The following is a 19029-nucleotide window of genomic DNA, read 5'->3' on the forward strand; positions in this document are numbered from 1 at the left end:
GTGCCGGCCCGGTCAGTCCACGCAGGCGCGCAGGCAGGCGATCAGGCTGCGCGCCTGCACGTTGAGGTAGTGGCGGTGCCGGAGCAGCCAGGTGATCTGCGGCAGGGTCGCCCAGCGGAAACCGTCCGGCTCCCGCTCCGGATAGTCGTCGCCCACCTCGATGATCATGTAGCGGCTGCGGGAGTGGTGGAATCGGCCACCCTCCTCGGAGAGCTCCGCGTCGTAGAGCACCCGGCCGGCGGCGCGGATCCGGTCCAGGTCACGCAGCTGGTCCCGGATCAGCCCGGGCAGGTGGGCGTGGTTCTCGGGAGTGCCCTGCACGGTCGGGGAGAGTTCGATGACGTCGACGTAGCCCGGTTCGATGCGGGCCCGCAGCAGCGCGTGCAGCACGCCGCCGATCCGCTTCACCAGCAGCGCGGAGACCCCCACCGCGTGCGGTTCGATCAGCGGCTGGGTCCAGCCGGACACCTCCCGGCTGTCGGCCCGCACGTCGACCGCGATGACCTGGAAGAAGCAGCCGCGTTCGTGCGAGATCGCCCAGTCCGACCGGTGCCAGCCGGGCAGGCCGGCGAGGCCGACGACCTGGGTTTCGACGTCGTGCACCGCCTGATTGGTGGTGATCCAGTGCAGCAGCTCAGTGCCGGTGCGCACGCCCTCGTCGGGGGCCGGGCCCGGCAGGCAGGACAGCACGGTCCGGGCGTCCATGTTGATCCGGTGGTCGATGTGCAACTGCCGCTGCACCTGGCCCAGCGTCAGCCAGCAGAAGTCCTCGCCGGCCGCCACCTCCGGGCCGACCTCGATGATCATGTTGCGGTTGCGCTTGCGGTAGAACCAGGCGCCCTGCTCGGACTGGAGCACGTCGGCCAGCACCCGGTGCGGCGCCACCTCGCGGAACAACTCGACGTACGGCACGCTCCGGCCCCGGTGCACGCCGGTGTAGTTGCTCTTGGTGGCCTGCACGGTCGGCGAGAGCTGCATCCCGTTCGGGTTGCCCGGCTCGACCTTGGCCTGCATCAGCAGGTGCAGGACGCCGTCGATCTCACGGACCACGATGCCGAGCAGCCCGATCTCGGCCTGCCGGATGATCGGCTGCCACCACTCCCGCACCGGGCCGTCGTCTACCCGCACGTGCAGGCCCACCACGGAGAAGAAGCGCCCGCTGTCGTGCACCAGGTCGCCGGTGCCCTCGGCGAACGACCAGCCCCGCAGGTCGGCGAAGGGAATCCGGTCCACCTTCTGCACCTGCGCCGCCTGCCGGTCGGCGAACCACTTCTCGAACTGCTCGTTGCTGGTGGCCACCCCGTCGACCGCACGCGCGGACCAGGCCAACCGCTCCTGAAGGTGCTGTTCGTCGCGGCGGAGAACGCCGGTTCCGGTGGTGGGCGGCATCAGGTCCCTCTCCGGTTCGTGAGTCGTCTCCACGGTCGAGGCGACCGGCTGGCGACCCGGGGCGGTGACCCAGGTGACCACGACCGACACGGCCGGCCTAGGGAGGCGGGCGCACTCTAGGGGTTCACTCAGACCCGCAGGCCGGGGCCGGTGGAGCCGGACACTCGACGAATTTCCCTAGACTGCCCAGCCGGTAGCGGCGGCCGGGGCCGCACCACCGACATGCTGGCCGTGCTCGCGGACGAAAGAGGGCAGCATGATTGACACCGATTCCTGGATCCGGCGGTTCTTCCCGAGCCCCCGGGCGGACTTCCAGCTCGTCTGCCTGCCCCACGCGGGAGGGTCGGCGCCGTTCTTCCACCCGGTGGCCCAGGCGCTCAGCCCGCGCGTGGAAGTGCTCGCCGTGCAGTACCCGGGCCGGCAGGACCGCCGCCACGAACCGATGATCGACAACATCGGCGAGCTGGCCGACCAGGTCGCCGAGGCGGTCCGCGCGGCCGTCGACCGGCCGTTCGCGATCTTCGGCCACAGCATGGGCGCCACCCTGTCGTACGAGGTGGGGGTGCGGCTCGAGGCCACCGGGCACCGACCCGAGCGGCTCTTCGTGTCGGGCCGGCGCGCGCCGTCGGCGCACCGCGACGAGCGGGTGCACCTGCGCGACGACGCCGGGCTGATCGCCGAACTGCGCACCCTCGCCGGCACCGACCAGCGGGTCTTCGGCGACGAGGAACTGCTGCGCATGGTCCTGCCGGCGATCCGCAACGACTACCGGGCGGCGGAGACGTACGTCCACACCGGCGGGGCGCGGCTGGGTTGCCCGGTGCTCGCGCTCACCGGCGACCGCGATCCGAAGGCCACCCACGAGGAGGTCGCCGCCTGGCGGACGCACACCGACGCCGAGTTCGAACTGAAGACGTACCCGGGGGGCCACTTCTACCTGGTGGCGCACGCGGCGGACGTGATCCGGCAGATCGACGAGCGACTGGGCCAACCGGCCGTCGCCCGGCGCTGACCGGCGGACCCGACGTCCGATGTCCGCATCCCGCGCGGTGGCCCGGCCACGCGCCGTCAAGGTCAGGAGCCAGCACGGATGAGCCACGCCGCGATCTTCATGTTCCCGGGCTACGGGCACGTGAACCCGACGCTGGAGCTGAGCCGGCACCTGGTCGCGGCGGGACACCGGGTGACGTACGTGGTGGAGCAGCGGCACACCGCGGCGGTGACGGCGGTCGGCGCGCAGGTGGTCGACTACGTCTGGCGGCGCGACGCCACCGGGCAGGGCGCGGTTTCCGGTGAGGACATCGGCGCGCTGGGCCTGGCGTTCCTGCGTGAATCGGCCGACGTGATCCTGCCGCGCGCCTTGGCCGCCTTCGGCACGGACGTGCCGGACCTGGTGCTCTACGACCTGGAGAGCTTCTTCGCCGCCCGGTCGGCGGCCCGCCGATGGGGCCGCCCGACCGGGCAGCTCTTCCCGTACGTGGCCAGCAACGAACACTTCTCGCTGGCGCTGGAGGTCTTCGGCGGCGCCGGTGAGCACGTGTACGAGTGCATCAAGTTGGTGGTCGTGCGGCTGGTCGCCGAGGGCCGAGAGCCGGCCGAGGCCTTGCCGTTGCTGACCAACTTCGACCGGCGCAACCTGGCGCTGCTGCCCCGCGCGTTCCAGCCGCGCGGCGAGACGTTCGACGACCGGTACACGTTCACCGGCCACAGCTTCGCCACCGACCAGCCGGGCACCGGCTCGTGGGCGGGCCCGGCCGGCGCCGGCCCGGTGGCCCTGATCACGCTGGGCACCGAGGTCAACGACCGGCCGGAGTTCTTCCGCACCTGCGGCACCGCGTTCGCCGACGGGCGGTGGCACGTGGTGATGACGGTCGGGCCCGGCAACCTGCCGGCCACCGGGGTCGGCTCCCCGCACCTCGAGGTGCACGAATGGCTGCCGTTCCGCGCCGTGCTGCCGCACGCCTCGGTCCTGGTGTGCCACGGCGGCATGGGCAGCGTGCTGGAGGCGCTGTTCTTCGGCCGGCCGCTGGTGATCGTCCCGCACACGCCGGAGCAGACGCTGAACGCCGCCCGCGTCGCCGAGCTGGGGCTCGGCCTGATGGTCGAGCAGGCGGAGTTCGACGCGGAACGCCTACGGGCGGCGGTCGAACAGGTCGTCGCCGACCCCCGCTTCGGGCAACGGGTCGCGCGGATGCGGGAGGCCATGCTGGCCGGCGGCGGCCCGGCCCGGGCCGCCGAGGTGGTCGAGGGCTGGCTGCGGGAACGACCGGACGCCGATTGGGCGCACTCCGGCCACAGGATCGAGGGAGTTCACTGATGAGGTACGCGTTCGAGACCGAAGGGCTGGTCAAACGCTACGGCAAGGTCACCGCCCTGGACGGGTTGGACCTGCGGGCCAGCCCGGGGACCGTGCTCGGCGTGCTCGGGCCGAACGGCGCCGGAAAGACCACGGCGGTCCGCATCCTGGCCTCGCTGATCAGACCGGACTCCGGCACCGCCCGGGTCGGCGGCTACGACGTGCTGCGGTACCCGCACGAGGTCCGCCGCATCATCGGCCTGACCGGCCAGTACGCCTCGGTGGACTTGGGACTGACCGGCAGCCAGAACCTGGTGATGGTGGGGTGCCTGCTAGGGATGACCCGGGCGGCGGCCCGACGCCGGGCGGCGGACCTGCTCGACCGGTTCGACCTGGCCCACGCGGGGGGCCGCAAGGCGAGCACGTACTCCGGCGGGATGCGCCGCCGCCTGGACCTGGCGGTCAGCCTGGTCGGCGATCCCGCGGTGCTCTACCTCGACGAGCCGACCACGGGGCTGGACCCGCAGAGCCGATTCGAGCTCTGGGACATCGTGCGCGACCTCGTCGCGGGCGGGTCGACGGTGCTGCTCACCACGCAGTACCTCGACGAGGTGGACCGGCTCTCGGATGACATCGTGGTGATCGACCAGGGCGTCGCCATCGCCAGCGGCACCCCCACCGAGCTCAAGTCGAAGATCGACCAGCAGACCCTGGAGCTGATCCCGGCCGACGCCACGACGGTGGACCGCTGCACGGCCATCGTCGCGGAGCTGGCCGGGACCAAGCCGATCCGCGAGGGCGAGCGACTGGTGTTGCAGGTCAACGACACCGGACTGCCGGCGGCCGTGCTGCGCCGGCTCGACGAGGCGGGCATCTCGCTGGCCTCGTTGGCCCTGCGCCAGCCGAGCCTCGACGAGGTGTTCCTCTCCCTGACCGGCGGGCGCAGCCGCACGGCGATGGACTCCCCGGACACGGAGAACACCCGGCCGGTCCAAGACTCGACGGAAGGTGTGGCGGCATGAGCACGATCGCGGAGGCACCGGTACGGCACTCGCTCGGGCCGGAGGCGTTGGTCCGGCACCCACTCGGGCCGGCGGCGGTAGTCCGCAACTGCATGACCCTGGCCTGGCGCAACCTGACCCACCTGCGCTCGAACCCGGTGGAGATCATCGGCTTCGCCGTCGTGCAGCCGATCATGGTGATCGTGCTGCTCGTGTACGTCTTCGGCGGGGCGATCGCCGGCGACTCGCACACCTATTTGCAGTACGCGCTGCCCGGCCTGATCGCCCAGTCCGCCGTCATGACGGTGCTCACCAGCGGCGCCGGCCTCAACCAGGACATCAACAACGGGGTCTTCGACCGGCTGCGCAGCCTGCCGATCGCCCGTTCCGCGCCCCTGGTGGGCCACCTGATGGGTGACATGGTGCGCTTCTTCGCCGGTCTGATCATGCTGCTGACCTGCGGGGTGATCCAGGGCTTCGAGCTGCGCACCGGCCCGCTGAAGACGCTCGCCGCGCTCGGCCTCGCCGCCGCCTTCGGAATGGGGCTGGCCTGGATGTCGATGTTGATCGGGCTGCTCGCCAAGTCCGCCACCACCGTGCACCTGTTCAGCAGCGTGCTGCTGTTCCCGCTCACCTTCGGCAGCAACGTGTTCGTCAAGACCGACACCATGCCCGGCTGGCTCGCCTCATGGGCCGAAGTCAACCCGATCTCACACGAGGCCAGCGCGATGCGGGCGCTGATGTCCGGGGGCCGGGTCGGTAACTCCGCGTACTGGACACTCGGGTGGGCCATCGGCCTCACCCTCGTGTTCGCGCCGCTGGCGATCCGGGCGTACCGACGCCGGGTCTGACCACGCGGCGGCGCGGCGCGCTGTCCGCAACAGCTAGCGCCCGCGCCGACCTCGCTGGCGAGCCCACGTGATGATGCCTGCTCGTGCAGAAAGAGCGTTCAAATGAAGAGTGATTTGCAGCGGCTCGCCCTGTTCGGCGCGACGCCCGCCTTCGACGTGGCCCGTGTCGTCGGGCGGCCCAACCCGATCGACCGGGCCCGGTTCCTGGAACGGTTGAACCGGGCCCTGGACAGCGAGTGGCTGTCCAACATGGGCCCCCTGATGCACGAGTTCGAGGCGCGGATCGCCGAGCAGGCCGGGGTGCGGCACTGCGTCTCGGTCTGCAACGCCACGGTCGGCCTGCAACTGCTGGCCGCCGACGAGGCGACCGGTGGCCGACCCGGCGACGAGGTGATCGTGCCCGCGCTGACCTTCGCCGCCACCGCCCACGCGGTGGCGTGGCGGGGCCTCACCCCGGTGTTCTGCGAGGTCGACCCGGTGACCGGCCTGATCGACCCGGACCACGCGGAGCGCCTGGTGACCCCGCGCACCCGGGCGATCATCGGGGTGCACCTGTGGGGTCAGGCCTGCGACGCGACCCGGCTCGCCAAGATCGCCGAGAGCAACAGGCTTCGGCTGTACTTCGACGCCGCGCCCGCCGTGGGCTGCACGTACGGCGACACGCCGGTCGGCGGTCTCGGCGACGCCGAGGTGTTCAGCTTCCACGCCACGAAGGTCGTGCACAGCTTCGAGGGCGGCGCGGTGGTCACCAACGACGACGCGCTGGCCGACCGGCTGCGGGCGGCCCGCAACTTCGGCTTCGGCGCGGACGGCACGGTGCACCTGGTCGGCACCAACGGCAAGCTGAGCGAGGCGTCGGCCGCGATGGGCCTGACCTCCCTGGAGACCCTCGACGAGATCTCCGCGCGCAACCGGGTCAACTACGAGCAGTACCGTCGGGCGCTCGCCGGGATCCCGGGCGTGGCCGTGCTGGACTACGACGGACCGAACCGCAACAACCACCACTACCTGATGGTCACCGTCACGGCGGAGCGCAGTGGCCTGCACCGGGACGTCCTGCTCGACGTCCTGCGGGCCGAGAACGTCAGGGCCCGGCCCTACTTCGCGCAGCCGCTGCACCTGATGCGGCCGTACCTGCGCCCGGACACCAGGGCCCTGCCGCACGCCGAGGCGCTCTGCGGGCGGCTGCTCGCCCTGCCCACCGGGCCACAGGTCGACGCCGACGACATCACCCGGATCGGCGAGGTGGTCCGGACCGCGGTGAGCGACGCGCCCGCGGTGGTGGCGCGGCACGCGGACCTCGCGGGAGCGGCCCGGCAATGACCGTGGGCGAGGCGTCCCGGCCCCGCGGACGGGTGGGACGGAACAAGCGACGAGAGAGGTGGCGATGGCGGCGAGCATCACCGGGACGGCGGTCGGCAGAGTGAAGCCCTGTCGACTCATCGACATCGAGCAGCATGCCGACGACCGGGGGAAACTCTCGGTCGTCGAGGAGGGGGCGGCCCTCGGATTCCCCATCCGGCGGGTGTACTACCTGCATGGCATGCGCGGCGGCACCGACCGGGGCGGCCACGCGCACCGCGCCCTGGAGCAGTTGATGATCGCCGCCCATGGCAGCTTCACGGTCCGCGTCGACGACGGCTTCCAGCAGACCGAGTACCACCTGGACGACCCGGGCGTCGGGCTGTACGTCGGCCCCCTGGTCTGGCGTGACCTGGTCGACTTCTCCCCGCAGGGGGTCTGCCTGGTGCTGGCGTCCGAGCAGTACGACGAGTCCGACTACTACCGGGACTACGACGAGTTCCTGCGCGACCTGTGACCGGTCGGCGGGCGATCCGGCCCGGCGGCGCGACCCGCGCCGCGAACCGGGTCGCCCGCCGACCGGCGCGGCTGGCGCCATGACGTCGGCGCGCGGCTGGCGCCATGACGTCGGCGCGCGGCTAGCGCCGTGCCGTCGGCGCGCGGTTGGCCAACACCCAGGCGGTGAAGGCCTCGACGCCGTCCACGACCGCGTCGAAGCGCAGCGAGTGGAACAGGTCGAACGCGTGCTGCGCGCCGGGCAGTTCGACGTAGGCCACCGGGTTGCGGGAGCCGGCGCGCAGCCGCTCGACGAAGTCGCGGACCCCCTCGACCGCCACCACGGTGTCCCGGTCACCGTGGGCGAGGAAGAACGGCGGGGCGGCCGGCCCGGCGTACGCCCCGGGCGCCGAGGGCAGCCGCCGGTCGGCGGTCAGCGCTCCGTAGTACCCGTACAGGCAGACCGCGGCGGCGACCGAGGTGTCGGCGTCGGCGAAGCCGGGCTGGAAGGCCGGGTCGTTCGGGGTCAGCGCGGCCGTCGCCGCGAGGTGCGCGCCGGCGGAACTGCCGGCGACGACGATGCGGTCCGGGTCGCCGCCGTACTCGTGGGCATGCGCCCGCACCCAGGCGATGACCTTCTTGGCGTCGACCAGGTGTTCGGGGAACCCGGCCTCCGGACGGAGCCGGTAGTTGGCGCTGACGCAGAGCCAGCCCTGGCCGGCCAACCGGTAGATCAGCGGCCGGGCCTCCCGGTTCTTGCGGCCGCTGACGAACCCGCCCCGGTGCAGGTGGATCAGGATCGGCGCGCCCGCCGGCCGGGACCGGTGGCGGTAGACGTCGAGCAGGTTGCGGCGGCCCGCGTCGCCGTAGCTCAGGTCGGCGATCCGCTCCACGTCGCGCCGCCGGACCGCGAACGGCGCGAGGAGGATCCGGGCGATCGGCCGGCGTCGGCGCAGCCCGCGCCGCGCCGCCGGGGCCAGGGTGTCCCGCCAGTGGGCGCCGAGGGCGTCGGCCAGGGCGGCGCGGACCGTCCGGTCGGCGCGCGCGCCCCGCGCGGCGACGACCAGCAGCCCGACCGTCACCAACCCGGCCAACGCGACCGCCGCGAACCCGCCCGGCGAGCCGGCGTCGCCCTCGACCACCGTGAGCGTCGTCGCGGCGGCCAGCCAGTAGATCGCCAGGAACGGCAGCTCGTTGACGGCCAGTCCGAAGTAGAAGCTCATCGCGCCGACCAGCCGGGGTCGGCGCGGCGCGGCGACCGCGAAGAACGTCAGCCAGGCGACGAAGACCACCGTCACGAGATAACCGATCGGCATGGGCGGGACAGTACCAACGCCCGCGCGCCGGGGCCGCGCGCAGGCGCGGGCCGGCACCGCCCCGCAGGGCCCGTAACGCGGTCAAGTCTGGGAGAGTTTCTCGACTCTGCGCCTTAGCATGGCCCCGATCGCAAACATTTTCCCAGTTGAGGTGGCGTCGTGGCCCTCGCATCCGTGTTCGGCACGAACCTTTTCAAGTACGAGCCCGGCGGGGTGATCGACTTCTACGACGGGTACCCGGTGGTGCGCGAGTCCTTCGCCCAGGCCGCGGCGTGGACCGGGATCGACGTGGAGCTGCTGCTGCGGCAGAACGCCGAGCACGCCGACCAGGCGGAGCAGATCCGGGTGGCGTCGATCGGGCTGGCCGCCGCGCAGCTCGGCATCCAGGACGTCCTCGTCGCCAAGGGGCTGCGCCCGGCGATGGTCGGTGGCCTGTCCCTGGGCGGCCTCGTCGGCGCCTGTGTGGCCGGCGCGGTCGGCCGGCGGGACCTGATGGAGTTGCTGGCGCGCGGCGAGCACCGCCCCGAGCGCGACGACGCCGACCGGGCCGAGGGCATCGCCTCGGCGTACCTGGCGCGCGACGCCGACCCGGAGTCCGAGGTCGCCGACCGCGACGGGGTGTACGTCAGCAGCGACTTCGGCACCGACGCCGATGGCCGCATCCGCATCGTGATGCTCAGCGGCTACCGCGACGCCCTGGAGAAGTACGCCGCCGAGCAGCCGGACGGCATGGTGACCGTCACCGAGGGGGCGGACCTCGCCGTGCACTGCCCGCTGCGGGAGACGGCCCGGCAGCACAGCCGCCCGCACATCGACGCGCTGACGTTCAGCGACCCGGTCCTTCCGGTCTGTTCCTGTCTGGAGCAGCGGACCCTGCGCACCGCCGACGAGGTCCGCGCGATGTTCGTCGACAACGTGGTCCGGCCGATCAGCCTGGTCCACGTCAACCAGGAGCTGAAGCGCCACGGCGCGCAGCTCGCCCTGGTGGTGGGCCCCTCCCCGGTGATGAACGCCCTGCGGTACCCGTTTCCCGCCGTCTTCGTGGACTCCCCGGCGGCGCTGCCCCGAGCCGTCGCCGCCGTCTTCGAACACGGCGTCGCGCTCTGAGCGGACGGCTTCGCCCGCCGCGCACCGGTGGCGCGCCCTGAGCGACCGGCTGGGCCGGTGACCGGGGCGGGCGGCCCAGTCCCCCGACCGGCCGCCCGCCCCGGCGTCATCCGGCGAAACGCGTGCCCACCCACTGCCGTACCGCCCCGACCGTGGTGTCGGCGTGGGCCTCCAGAATGGTGAAGTGGTCCCCGGGCACGTCCACCGTGGTGTCGGCCGCCGGCCAGGAGGTGCGCCAGGGCGCTCCGTCCGCCACCGAGGGCAGCGGCGACGCGGCCCGCACCAACAGCGTGGGCACCGGCGACGGGGTGGCCCGCCACCCCTCGAAGAGGTCGAAGTACCAGCTCATCGCGGTCAGCCGGGCGTGGTCCATCCGGGCCAGCGCGTCCTGGCGGGCGTACATGCCCTCGACCAGGGCGTCCCGGAACGGGTTGAGCGGCGAATCCACGGTGGTCGGCGGGTAGGTGTCGATCAGCACCAGCGCCGCCGGTGGGTCGCCGGCCGCCGCCAGCCGGGCCGCCACGTCGTGCGCGAGCACGCCGCCGGAGGAGGCACCGACCAGGATGTACGGCCCGTCGCCGACGCACCTGCGGACCAGCGCGGACTGCACGTCGACGACGGCCGAGGCGTCCGCCGGCAGCGGCTGCCCCGGGGCGAACCCGGGGTTGGGCAGCGCCCACACCGTCCGTTCGCCCCGCCACGGGGCGGCGAAGCGCACGTACTCGTGCACGCCGCCACGCGCCACGTAGGAGCTGAGGCACACCAGCGGAATGCCATCGCCGGAGCTGAGCCGGACCGGGGTGAGTTCCCGGCCCAGGTCGGTGGCGCAGCCGGCGGTCGGCCGCAGCCGGGCCGCCCCGCGCAGGAACGCGAACCCCGCCCCGGTACGCCCCGCGAGGCACGCCTCGCGGAACAGCGCGCCGACCGTCTCGCCCGGGTCCGCCTCGACCGGATCCGTCGGGTTCGTTCCGGCGCTCGGCGCGTCCGCTCCGGTGCCCGGCGCGTCGCCGGTGAGCGCGCTGCGCAGGTGCCCGGCGATCCGGCGCGGGCTCGGCTGGTCGAAGACCAACGTGGGCGCCAGCCGCAGCGCGGTGGCGGCGGAGAGCCGGTTGCGCAGCTCCACGGCGGTCAGCGAGTCGAAGCCGGCGTCGCTGAGCGACTGGTCGGGGGTGACGCTGCCCAATTCCGCGCCGAGCACCGTGGCCACCTCGCGGCGGACCAGGTCGAGCAGGATGCTCTCCCGCTCCGCGTCGCTCCGCCCGGCCAGCCGCTGCCGCAGGTCCACCTGCCGGGTGCCGCCCGCGTCGGCGCTGCGCCGGTCCGGCCGGCGCAGCAGCCCGCGCAGCGGCGCGGGCACCGCCGCCGGCAGCGCGGCCGGGTCGATCGCCGCCGCCACCAGCACCGGCTCGGCCAGTTCGCGCGCCGCGTCGAAGAGGGCCACCCCCCGCCGCGCGTCGAGCGGACGCATGCCGTCGCGGGCCATCCTGGCGCGGTCGGTCCCGGCGAGCGCGCCGGCCATCCCCTCGTCGTCGGGTGTCGCCCAGAGGCCCCAGGCCAGGGCGGTGCCGGGCAGGCCCCGGGCCCGCCGGTGTGCGGCCAGCGCGTCGAGGAAGGCGTTCGCGGCCGCGTAGTTGGCCTGGCCCGGGCCGCCGAGCACACCGGCGACGGAGGAGAAGAGCACGAACTCGGCGAGGTCGGCCTCGCGGGTCAGCTCGTGCAGGTTCAGCGCCCCGTCGACCTTGGGCCGCAGCACCCGGGCCACCCGCTGCGCGGTCAGCGACCCGAACACGCCGTCGTCGAGGACCCCGGCGGCGTGGACCACGGCGGTCAGCGGCCGGTCCAGGCCGTCGAGGAGGGCGGCGAGGGCGTCCCGGTCGGCGGCGTCGCAGGCGGCGACGTCGACCCGTACGCCGGCCTCGGCGAGCTCGGCGGCCAGCCGGCCGCCGGCCCCGGACCGGTCGCCGCCGCGCCCGAGCAGCAGCAGCCGGCGGGCGCCCCGGTCCACCAGGTGCCGGGCGAAGACGCGGCCCAGCAGCCCGAGGCCGCCGGTGACCAGCACCACCCCGTGCGGGTCCAGCGGGGCGGCCGGGCGGGTCGGCACGGCGCCCACCGCCCGGGCGAGCCGGGGCACCAGCACCGCGCCGGCCCGCAGGGCGAACTGCTCCTGGCCGGACTGCGCCGCGCCGGCCACGCTGCGCAGCACCGCCCGGTCGGGCACCGGGTCGGCGGCCGGGTCGAGGTCGACCAGGACGATCCGGCCGGGGTGTTCCGTCTGGGCCGAGCGGACCAGCCCCCACACCCCGGCGTGGGCCAGGTCCGGCACGTCGGTGCCGGGCCGCACGCGCACCGCGCCCCGGGTGGCCACCACCAGCCGGGCGTCGGCCGGCCGCTCCTCGGCCAGCCACCACTGCACTAGGCGCAGCACCCGCTGGGTGGCCTCGTGCACCGCCTCGGCCGTCGGCACGTCCCCGCTGGTGGGGCCGGCGGCGGGCAGCAGCACGAACTCCGGCGAGCCGGGCCCCGGGTAGGCGGGCAGCCCGGTGGCCCGGGTCGAGTCGGGCTCGTCGAGCACCGCCCACCGCCGGTCCCGGTCGCCTCCGGTTGGCGGCAGGGGCTGCCAGTCCAGGTGGAACAGCGCCGAGCGGACGCTGGCCGGGACCCCGCCCGCCGGGGCCCCGGCGACCGGCCGGGTCCGCAGCGCGCCGATGGAGACCACCGGCGCGCCGCCCGGGTCGGTGGCCCGGAGGCCGACCGCGCCGTCGGCGCCGTAGCGCAGCCGCACCCGCAGCGCCGTCGCGCCGCTGGCGTGCAGCCGCACGTCGTGCCAGGAGAAGGGCAGGCGCGGGCCGGTGTCGTCGGCCGGCGCGGCGGTGACGATGTCGGCGTGCAGGGCGGCGTCGAGCAGCGCGGGATGGATCCCGTACCCGTCGGCGGCACCGGGGAGGGCGACCTCGGCGTAGACCTCGTCGCCGGTGCGCCACACCGCCCGCAGCCCCTGGAAGGCCGGGCCGTAGCCGTGCCCGTGCTCGGCGAGCCGGTCGTAGATCCCGTCCAGCGGCACCGCCTCGGCCCCCGCCGGGGGCCACGGCTCGGCCGGCGCGGGGGCCAGGCCGGGTTCGGCCGGCGCGGGGGCCAGGACGCCGGTGGCGTGCCGGGTCCACGAGGTGTCCGCCTCCGCGCCGTCGTCCTGCGGGCAGGCGTGCACCGTGACCGGCCGGCGGCCGGCGTCGTCCGCCGCGCCCACCTGCACCTGGAGCCGCACGCCGCCGCGTTCGGGCAGCACCAGCGGGCTCTCGACGAGCAGCTCCTCCAGCCCGCCGGCACCGACCTCGTCGCCGGCCCGGATCGCCAGTTCGACGAAGCCGGTGCCGGGGAAGAGCACGGTTCCGGCGACCGCGTGGTCGGCGAGCCACGGCTGGGTACGGCCGCAGATCCGGCCGGTGAGCAGCACCCCGTCGGTGTCGGCCAGGCGCACCGCAGCGCCCAGCAGGGCGTGGCCCGCCGGGCGTTGCCCGAGCGCGGCCGGGTCGTCCGGGCCGGGCCGGGCATGCAGCCAGTACGACCGCCGTTGGAAGGCGTACGTGGGCAGGTCGACCCGGCGTGCCCCGGGGCCGGCGAGGACGGTGGGCCAGTCGAGGTCCACCCCGGTGGTGAAGAGCTCGCCGACTGCGGTGGCGAGGGCGCGCGGCTCGGTCAGGTCGCGCCGCTGGGCGGCGACGAACGCCACCTCGTCGGGGTCGACGTCGGCCAGGCAGTCCCGGGCCAGCGCGGTCAGCACGCCGTCGGGCCCGAGCTCGACGAAGACCCGCACGCCGTCGTCGTGCAGCGCCCGCACCCCGTCGGCGAAGCGGACGGTGTGCCGGACGTGGCGCACCCAGTGGTCGGCGGTGTCCACCGCGCCGGCCCCGGCGAAGCCGCCGGTCAGGTTCGACAGCAGCGGGATGCGCGGCGGCGCGTACGCGATCCGGTCGGCGACCTTGCGGAAGTCCTCCAGCATCGGCTCCATCAGCGACGAGTGGAAGGCGTGCGAGACCCGCAGCCGGCGGGTGCGCCGGCCGGAGCGGGCGAACCGGTCGGCCAACCGCAGCACGGCCTCCCGGTCCCCGGCGAGCACCACCGCCTCCGGCCCGTTGACCGCGGCGATGTCCACGTCGGCGGTGAGCAGTTCGCGGACCTCGTCCTCGCTGGCCCGCAGCGCGACCATGGCCCCGTCGTCGGGCAGCGCCTGCATGAGCCGGCCCCGCGCGGCCACCAGCTCCGCCGCGTGCTCCAGGCTGAGCACGCCGGCCACGTGGGCGGCGGTGAGTTCGCCGACGGAGTGGCCGCCGACCGCGTCCGGGCGCAGGCCCCAGGAGGCGAGCAGCCGGAACAGCGCCACCTCGAAGGCGAACAGCGCCGGCTGGGCCCAGCCGGTCCGGTCGAGCAGCTCCGGCTCGTCGCGGACCACCTCGCGCAGCGGGCGGTCCAGGTGCCGGTCCAGGGCGGCGCACACCTCGTCGTACGCCTCGGCGAAGGCCGGGTGCGCGGCGGCCAGCGCGTCGCCCATGCCGGGCCGCTGCGCGCCCTGCCCGGTGAAGAGCACCGCCAGCCGCCCCTCGCGGACCCGGCCGGTGCGGACCCGGGCGAAGTCGCCGCCCACCACGGCCGCCCGGTGCGCCAGCCGGGCCCGCCCGGTGGCCAGCGAGTACGCCACGTCCCACGGGTCGAGTCCGCCGGTCGCCCCGGCCAACCGGTCGAGCTGGGCGGGCAGCGCCTCCTCGGTGCGCGCGGAGACCAGCCACGGCACGTCGGGCCGGTCGGGGGTCGGGTCGGCCGCCGGCCGGTCGGGCTCCGGTGGCGCCTGCTCGAGGATGAGGTGGGCGTTGGTGCCGCTGACGCCGAACGACGACACGCCGGCCCGGCGCGGCCGGCCGGTCTCCGGCCAGGGTCGCGCCCCGGTGAGCAGGCGCACCGCGCCGGCGGACCAGTCGACGTGCCCGGTCGGCTCGGTGACGTGCAGCGTGCCGGGCAGCGTGCCGTGCCGCAGGGCCATCACCATCTTGATCACCCCGCCGACGCCGGCGGCGGCCTGGGTGTGGCCGATGTTGGACTTCAGCGACCCGAGCCAGAGCGGGGCGGCGGGGTCCCGGTCCCGGCCGTACGTGGCCAGCAGGGCCTGGGCCTCGATCGGGTCACCGAGGGTGGTGCCGGTGCCGTGCGCCTCGACCGCGTCCACGTCGGCGGCGGTGAGCCCCGCCGAGGCCAGCGCCTGGCGGATCACCCGCTGCTGGGCGGGGCCGCTCGGCGCGGTCAGCCCGTTGCTGGCACCGTCGGAGTTGACCGCGCTGCCCCGGATCACCGCCAGCACCGGATGGCCGTTGCGGCGGGCGTCGCTGAGCCGTTCCAGCAGGACCAGCCCGGCGCCCTCGGCGAAGGCGGTGCCGTCGGCGGTGGCGGAGAACGCCCGGCACCGGCCGCCCGGGGAGAGGGCCCGCTGCCGGCTGAACTCCACGAAGGGCGCGGGGGTGGACATCACGGTGACCCCGCCGGCCAGGGCGAGGGCGCACTCCCCCGAGCGCAGCGAGCGGGCGGCCAGGTGCAGCGCCACCAGCGACGACGAGCAGGCGGTGTCCACCGTGATCGCCGGGCCCTCCAGGCCGAAGCTGTACGCGACGCGGCCGGAGGCGACGCTGCCGGCGCTGCCGTTGCCGAGGTACCCCTCGACCCCGTCGGGCACCCGGTCGGCCAGCCGGGTGCCGTAGTCGCCGAACATCACCCCGGCGAAGACCCCGGTCCGGCTGCCCCGCACCGAGGTGGGGTCGATGCCGGCGCGTTCGAACGCCTCCCAGGCGCACTCCAGCAGCAGCCGCTGCTGCGGGTCGGTGGCCAGGGCCTCCCGGGGGCTGATGCCGAAGTGGGCGGCGTCGAAGCGGTCGGCGTCGTACAGGAAGCCGCCCTCGGCGGCGTAGCTGCGACCGGCGGCGTCGGGGTCGGCGTCGAAGAGGTGCTCCAGGTCCCAGCCGCGGTCGGTGGGGAACGGCCCGAGCACGTCGGTCCCGTCGGCCACCAGCCGCCACAGCGCTTCGGGCGAGTCCACGCCGCCGGGGTAGCGGCAGCCGACCGCCACCACGGCGACCGGTTCCTCGGTGGCGGGCGGCGGCGCGGCCGCCGACCCGTCGTCCGGGGCGGCCGACCCGAAGAGTTCGGTCAGCAGGTGCCCGACCACCGCCTCGGGGGTCGGGTGGTCGAAGACGAGGGTCGCCGGGAGCCGCACCCCGACGGCGGCGGCCAGCCGGTCGCGCAGCCGCACGGCGCTCATCGAGTCGAAGCCGAGGTCCTTGAACGCGGTGTCGGTGCCGACCCGCTCCGCCCCGTCGCGGCCGAGCACGGCCGTGATCTCGGAGCGGAGCAGTTCGGTCAGGATCCGGGTGCGGCCCGGCGGGTCGGCGGCGGCCAGCCGGCGGGCCAGCAGCACGGCGTCCGGGCCGGCGGCGGCGCGGGGGCCGACCAGCGCGCGCAGCAGCCCGGGGACCGGGCCGGGCAGCGGCGCGGTCAGCTCCGGCCGGGCGGCCACCACGGCGTCGAGCCCACCGGCGACCGCCACGTCGAACAGGGCGATGCCCTGCTGGCGCGACAGCGTGCCCCGCTCGGCCCGCTCGGTCCACGGCGCCCACGCCACCGAGGTTGCCGGCCGGCCGGCGGCGCGGCGGATGCGGGCCAGCGCGTCCAGGTGGGCGGTGACGGCGGCGTCGGCGTCCGCGCCGACGGGCGGCGCGCCGAGCCCGGGCAGGGCGGTGGCCCGGGAGCAGGTCACCAGCAGCCGCAGCGGGTGGTCCCGGAGCAGGTCGTGCAGGTGCGTGGCGGTGTCCAGGCGGGCCGGCAGCGGGGCGGTCGGGTCGTCGACGGCGACCACCGCGGTCAGCGGCCGATCGAGGCCGGCCAGCAGCGCGGCGAGGGCCGCCGGGTCGGCCGGGTCGCACTCCGGCACGTGGACCTGCACGCCGGGCCCGGTCAGCTCGGCGGCGAGGCGTTCGGCGGTGGGCCGGGTCGCGCCACCGGGCACGGGCAGCAGCAGCCGCCGGGCCGCGTACCGGGTGACCAGGTGCCGGACCAGGTCCGGGCCGGGATCGGTGGTGACCCCGGTGACCAGGACCGTGCCGTCCGGGTCCAGCTCGACCGGTGGCCCGCCGGCGGGCGTGGCCGGCACCCGGGTCAGCCGGGGGGCCAGCAGGTCGTCACCGCGCAGCGCGAGCTGCGGCTCCCCGGCCCCGGCCGCTGCGACCGCGAGGGCCGGGTCGAAGGGAGCCTGCGGGTCCAGGTCGACCAGGACGAGGCGGTCCGGGTGCGCCGCCTGCGTCGACCGCAGCAGCCCCCACACCGAGGCGTGCGCCAGGTCGCGGACGTCCTCGTCTCCGGTGGCGGCCACCGCGCCGCGGGTGACGACCACCAACCGGGCGGTGGCCGTGGGCTCCTCGGCGAACCACCGTCGCACCAGCTCCGCGACGCGGCGCGCGGCCGGTGCCGGGCCGGCGGCGTCCTGCGGCAGGCAGGCCAGCAGCACGACGTCGTACGGCCCGCCGTCGTCGTCGCCGTGGCGGGTCCAGCGGATGCCGGCGGCGTCGCGCACCGGGGGCACCGGCGTCCACTCGGTGCGCAGCAGCGCGTCGTGGAAGCTCTGCGGGCCCAGCCGGAGCCGGGCGGGCAGGTCGAACAGCGCCGGGCGCAGCACCTTGCCGATCGCGGTGCGCGGGATCCGGTCGACCTCGTACACCTGCTCGGGGACCTTGAAGTAGGACAGCTCGCGCCGGCAGGTGGCGACGACCAGGTCGGGGTCCACCCCCTGCGGGCCGGGCACCACGAACGCCACGGGCACCTCGCCCAGCAGCTCGTGGCGCTGCCCGGCGACCGCCGCCTCGGCCACCCCGGGCACCCCGGCCACCACGTCCTCGACCTCGCGGGGATGGATGTTCTCCCCGCCCCGGATGATCAGCTCCTTGACCCGGCCGGTGATGGTCAGGTAGCCGGCCTCGTCGCGGCGGGCCAGGTCACCGGTGCGGTACCAGCCGTCGGAGAGCACCTCGGCGGTCTCCTCGGGGCGGCCGTGGTAGCCGAGCATGACCGCCGGGCTGTCCACCCAGACCTCGCCCTCGGCACCGTCCGGCACCTCCGCGCCGCTGCGCGGGTCGGCCAGCCGCAGGGTCAGGCCCGGCACCGGCAGCCCGCAGGAGCCCGGGACCCGGGGGCCGGTGGGCGAGTTGGTGGTGATCGGGCCGCCGGTCTCGGTGCTGCCGTAGCTGTCGATCAGCCGGACCCCGAGGGTCTCCTCGAAGGACTGGTGCAGGGCGGCCGAGCAGCCGGAGCCGGCCACCATGCAGACGCGCAGCGCCGAGGTGCCCAGCCCGACCTCCCGGGCGGCCGCCAGCACGTGCTGGTAGAGCGTCGGCACCCCGCAGACGAACGTGGACCGGTCCTCGCGCAGCACGGTGACGATCTCGTCGACCGCCAGCCCGTCCATGATCCGCGCGGTGGCGCCGACCGCGACGACCCCGAGGACGCAGAGGTTGTGCGACACGGTGTGCGACAGCGGCAGGGGCCAGAGCACCCGGTCGGACCCGTCGAGCCCGAGGATCGGCGCGTAGCAGGCCGCCACCCCCCACATGGACCGGCGGTGGGTGGAGAGCACGCCCTTGGGCCGGCCGGTGGTGCCGGAGGTGTAGAGCATCCAGGCGGGAGCGTCCAGGTCGGCGTCGTCGCGGGCGGCCATCGGCGGCTCGCTGCCCGCCAACTCCTCGAACGCGCGCACGCCCGGCGGGGCCGGGTCGTCGCCGGTGAGCACCACCCGCAGGTCCGGGTGGCGGGGCCGCAGGCGGGTGACCTGGTCGAGGTGGACCGGGTCGGTGACCAGCACCACCGCCCCGCTGTCGGTGAGCAGGTGCTCCAGTTCGGCGTCGGTGGCGTGCGGGTTGAGCGGCACGCCCACCGCGCCGGCGCGGGCCACGGCGAGGTACGTCTCCACGGTCTCGACCCGGTTGCCGAGCAGCAGCGCGACCCGGTCGCCGCGGTCGGCGCCGAGGGCGGCCAGGTGCCCGGCCAGCCGGCCGGTGCGCCGCCGCAGCTGGGCCCAGGTCACCGCGCGCCGGCCGTCGGAGAAGGCGGTCCGCTCCCCGAGCCGGTCGGCATGCTCCGCGAGCAGTTCGTGCAGCGGCCTGATCAAGTCGGTGCGCAACATGCCGCCGCTCCTCGGGGGGTGTCGAAGTGACGCGGATGCGCCGTCGGGCACCGCCGGGACTCGT

10 protein-coding genes are annotated in these 19029 nt (G+C 75.2%); 7 read left to right on the forward strand and 3 right to left on the reverse strand.

From position 1 onward, the window contains the following. Positions 1 to 12: 12 nt before the first annotated feature. On the reverse strand, positions 13 to 1479 hold the full coding sequence (locus ACLQ2V_RS21905) for an NDP-hexose 2,3-dehydratase family protein (RefSeq protein WP_425720422.1): 1467 nt from the start codon (positions 1477 to 1479) through the stop codon (positions 13 to 15). 166 nt (positions 1480 to 1645) lie between these two features. Between ACLQ2V_RS21905 and ACLQ2V_RS21910 the strand changes: the two genes are divergently transcribed. The 6 genes from ACLQ2V_RS21910 (at position 1646) to ACLQ2V_RS21935 (ending at position 7356) form a co-directional block, all read left to right on the forward strand. After that, on the forward strand, positions 1646 to 2401 hold the full coding sequence (locus tag ACLQ2V_RS21910) for a thioesterase II family protein (protein WP_425720423.1): 756 nt from the start codon (positions 1646 to 1648) through the stop codon (positions 2399 to 2401). A 78-nt stretch (positions 2402 to 2479) separates the two neighbouring features. Next, positions 2480 to 3706 (forward strand): macrolide family glycosyltransferase, encoded by a 1227-nt coding sequence (locus ACLQ2V_RS21915; RefSeq protein ID WP_425720424.1) that lies wholly within the window; start codon positions 2480 to 2482, stop codon positions 3704 to 3706. Further along, positions 3706 to 4707 (forward strand): ATP-binding cassette domain-containing protein, encoded by a 1002-nt coding sequence (locus ACLQ2V_RS21920; RefSeq protein ID WP_425720425.1) that lies wholly within the window; start codon positions 3706 to 3708, stop codon positions 4705 to 4707. Before ACLQ2V_RS21915 ends, ACLQ2V_RS21920 begins: the two co-directional genes overlap by 1 nt. Then, complete coding sequence (locus ACLQ2V_RS21925; protein WP_425720426.1) at positions 4704 to 5537, forward strand: ABC transporter permease; 834 nt, start codon at positions 4704 to 4706, stop codon at positions 5535 to 5537. Before ACLQ2V_RS21920 ends, ACLQ2V_RS21925 begins: the two co-directional genes overlap by 4 nt. 102 nt (positions 5538 to 5639) lie before the next feature. Beyond that, positions 5640 to 6860, forward strand: a complete 1221-nt coding sequence (locus tag ACLQ2V_RS21930; RefSeq protein WP_425720427.1) for an aminotransferase class I/II-fold pyridoxal phosphate-dependent enzyme — start codon at positions 5640 to 5642, stop codon at positions 6858 to 6860. Between the two features lie 64 nt (positions 6861 to 6924). After that, positions 6925 to 7356 (forward strand): sugar 3,4-ketoisomerase, encoded by a 432-nt coding sequence (locus tag ACLQ2V_RS21935; RefSeq protein ID WP_425720428.1) that lies wholly within the window; start codon positions 6925 to 6927, stop codon positions 7354 to 7356. A 121-nt stretch (positions 7357 to 7477) separates the two neighbouring features. On the opposite strand, the gene ACLQ2V_RS21940 is transcribed toward ACLQ2V_RS21935, so the two are convergent. Beyond that, the gene (locus ACLQ2V_RS21940; RefSeq protein WP_425720429.1) at positions 7478 to 8650 is read right to left on the reverse strand and encodes an alpha/beta hydrolase; all 1173 of its coding nucleotides are present in this window, start codon (positions 8648 to 8650) and stop codon (positions 7478 to 7480) included. A 159-nt stretch (positions 8651 to 8809) separates the two neighbouring features. Between ACLQ2V_RS21940 and ACLQ2V_RS21945 the strand changes: the two genes are divergently transcribed. Next, positions 8810 to 9757, forward strand: coding sequence for an acyltransferase domain-containing protein (locus ACLQ2V_RS21945; protein WP_425720430.1), 948 nt, complete (start codon positions 8810 to 8812; stop codon positions 9755 to 9757). 106 nt (positions 9758 to 9863) lie between these two features. Here ACLQ2V_RS21945 and ACLQ2V_RS21950 read toward each other — a convergent pair whose 3' ends face one another. Beyond that, on the reverse strand, positions 9864 to 18965 hold the full coding sequence (locus ACLQ2V_RS21950) for an SDR family NAD(P)-dependent oxidoreductase (RefSeq protein ID WP_425720431.1): 9102 nt from the start codon (positions 18963 to 18965) through the stop codon (positions 9864 to 9866). Positions 18966 to 19029: the final 64 nt, after the last annotated feature.

Origin of the sequence: Micromonospora sp. DT233, from assembly GCF_049841815.1 — a bacterium.
Taxonomy (GTDB): domain Bacteria; phylum Actinomycetota; class Actinomycetes; order Mycobacteriales; family Micromonosporaceae; genus Micromonospora.

Excerpts from the sequence above, each read along its gene's own strand:
- ACLQ2V_RS21910 (WP_425720423.1), top strand. The coding sequence starts at position 1,646 with ATGATTGACACCGATTCCTGGATCCGGCGGTTCTTCCCGAGCCCCCGG.
- ACLQ2V_RS21915 (WP_425720424.1), top strand. The coding sequence starts at position 2,480 with ATGAGCCACGCCGCGATCTTCATGTTCCCGGGCTACGGGCACGTGAAC.
- ACLQ2V_RS21920 (WP_425720425.1), top strand. The coding sequence starts at position 3,706 with ATGAGGTACGCGTTCGAGACCGAAGGGCTGGTCAAACGCTACGGCAAG.
- ACLQ2V_RS21925 (WP_425720426.1), top strand. The coding sequence starts at position 4,704 with ATGAGCACGATCGCGGAGGCACCGGTACGGCACTCGCTCGGGCCGGAG.
- ACLQ2V_RS21930 (WP_425720427.1), top strand. The coding sequence starts at position 5,640 with ATGAAGAGTGATTTGCAGCGGCTCGCCCTGTTCGGCGCGACGCCCGCC.
- ACLQ2V_RS21935 (WP_425720428.1), top strand. The coding sequence starts at position 6,925 with ATGGCGGCGAGCATCACCGGGACGGCGGTCGGCAGAGTGAAGCCCTGT.
- ACLQ2V_RS21940 (WP_425720429.1), bottom strand. The coding sequence starts at position 8,650 with ATGCCGATCGGTTATCTCGTGACGGTGGTCTTCGTCGCCTGGCTGACG.
- ACLQ2V_RS21950 (WP_425720431.1), bottom strand. The coding sequence starts at position 18,965 with ATGTTGCGCACCGACTTGATCAGGCCGCTGCACGAACTGCTCGCGGAG.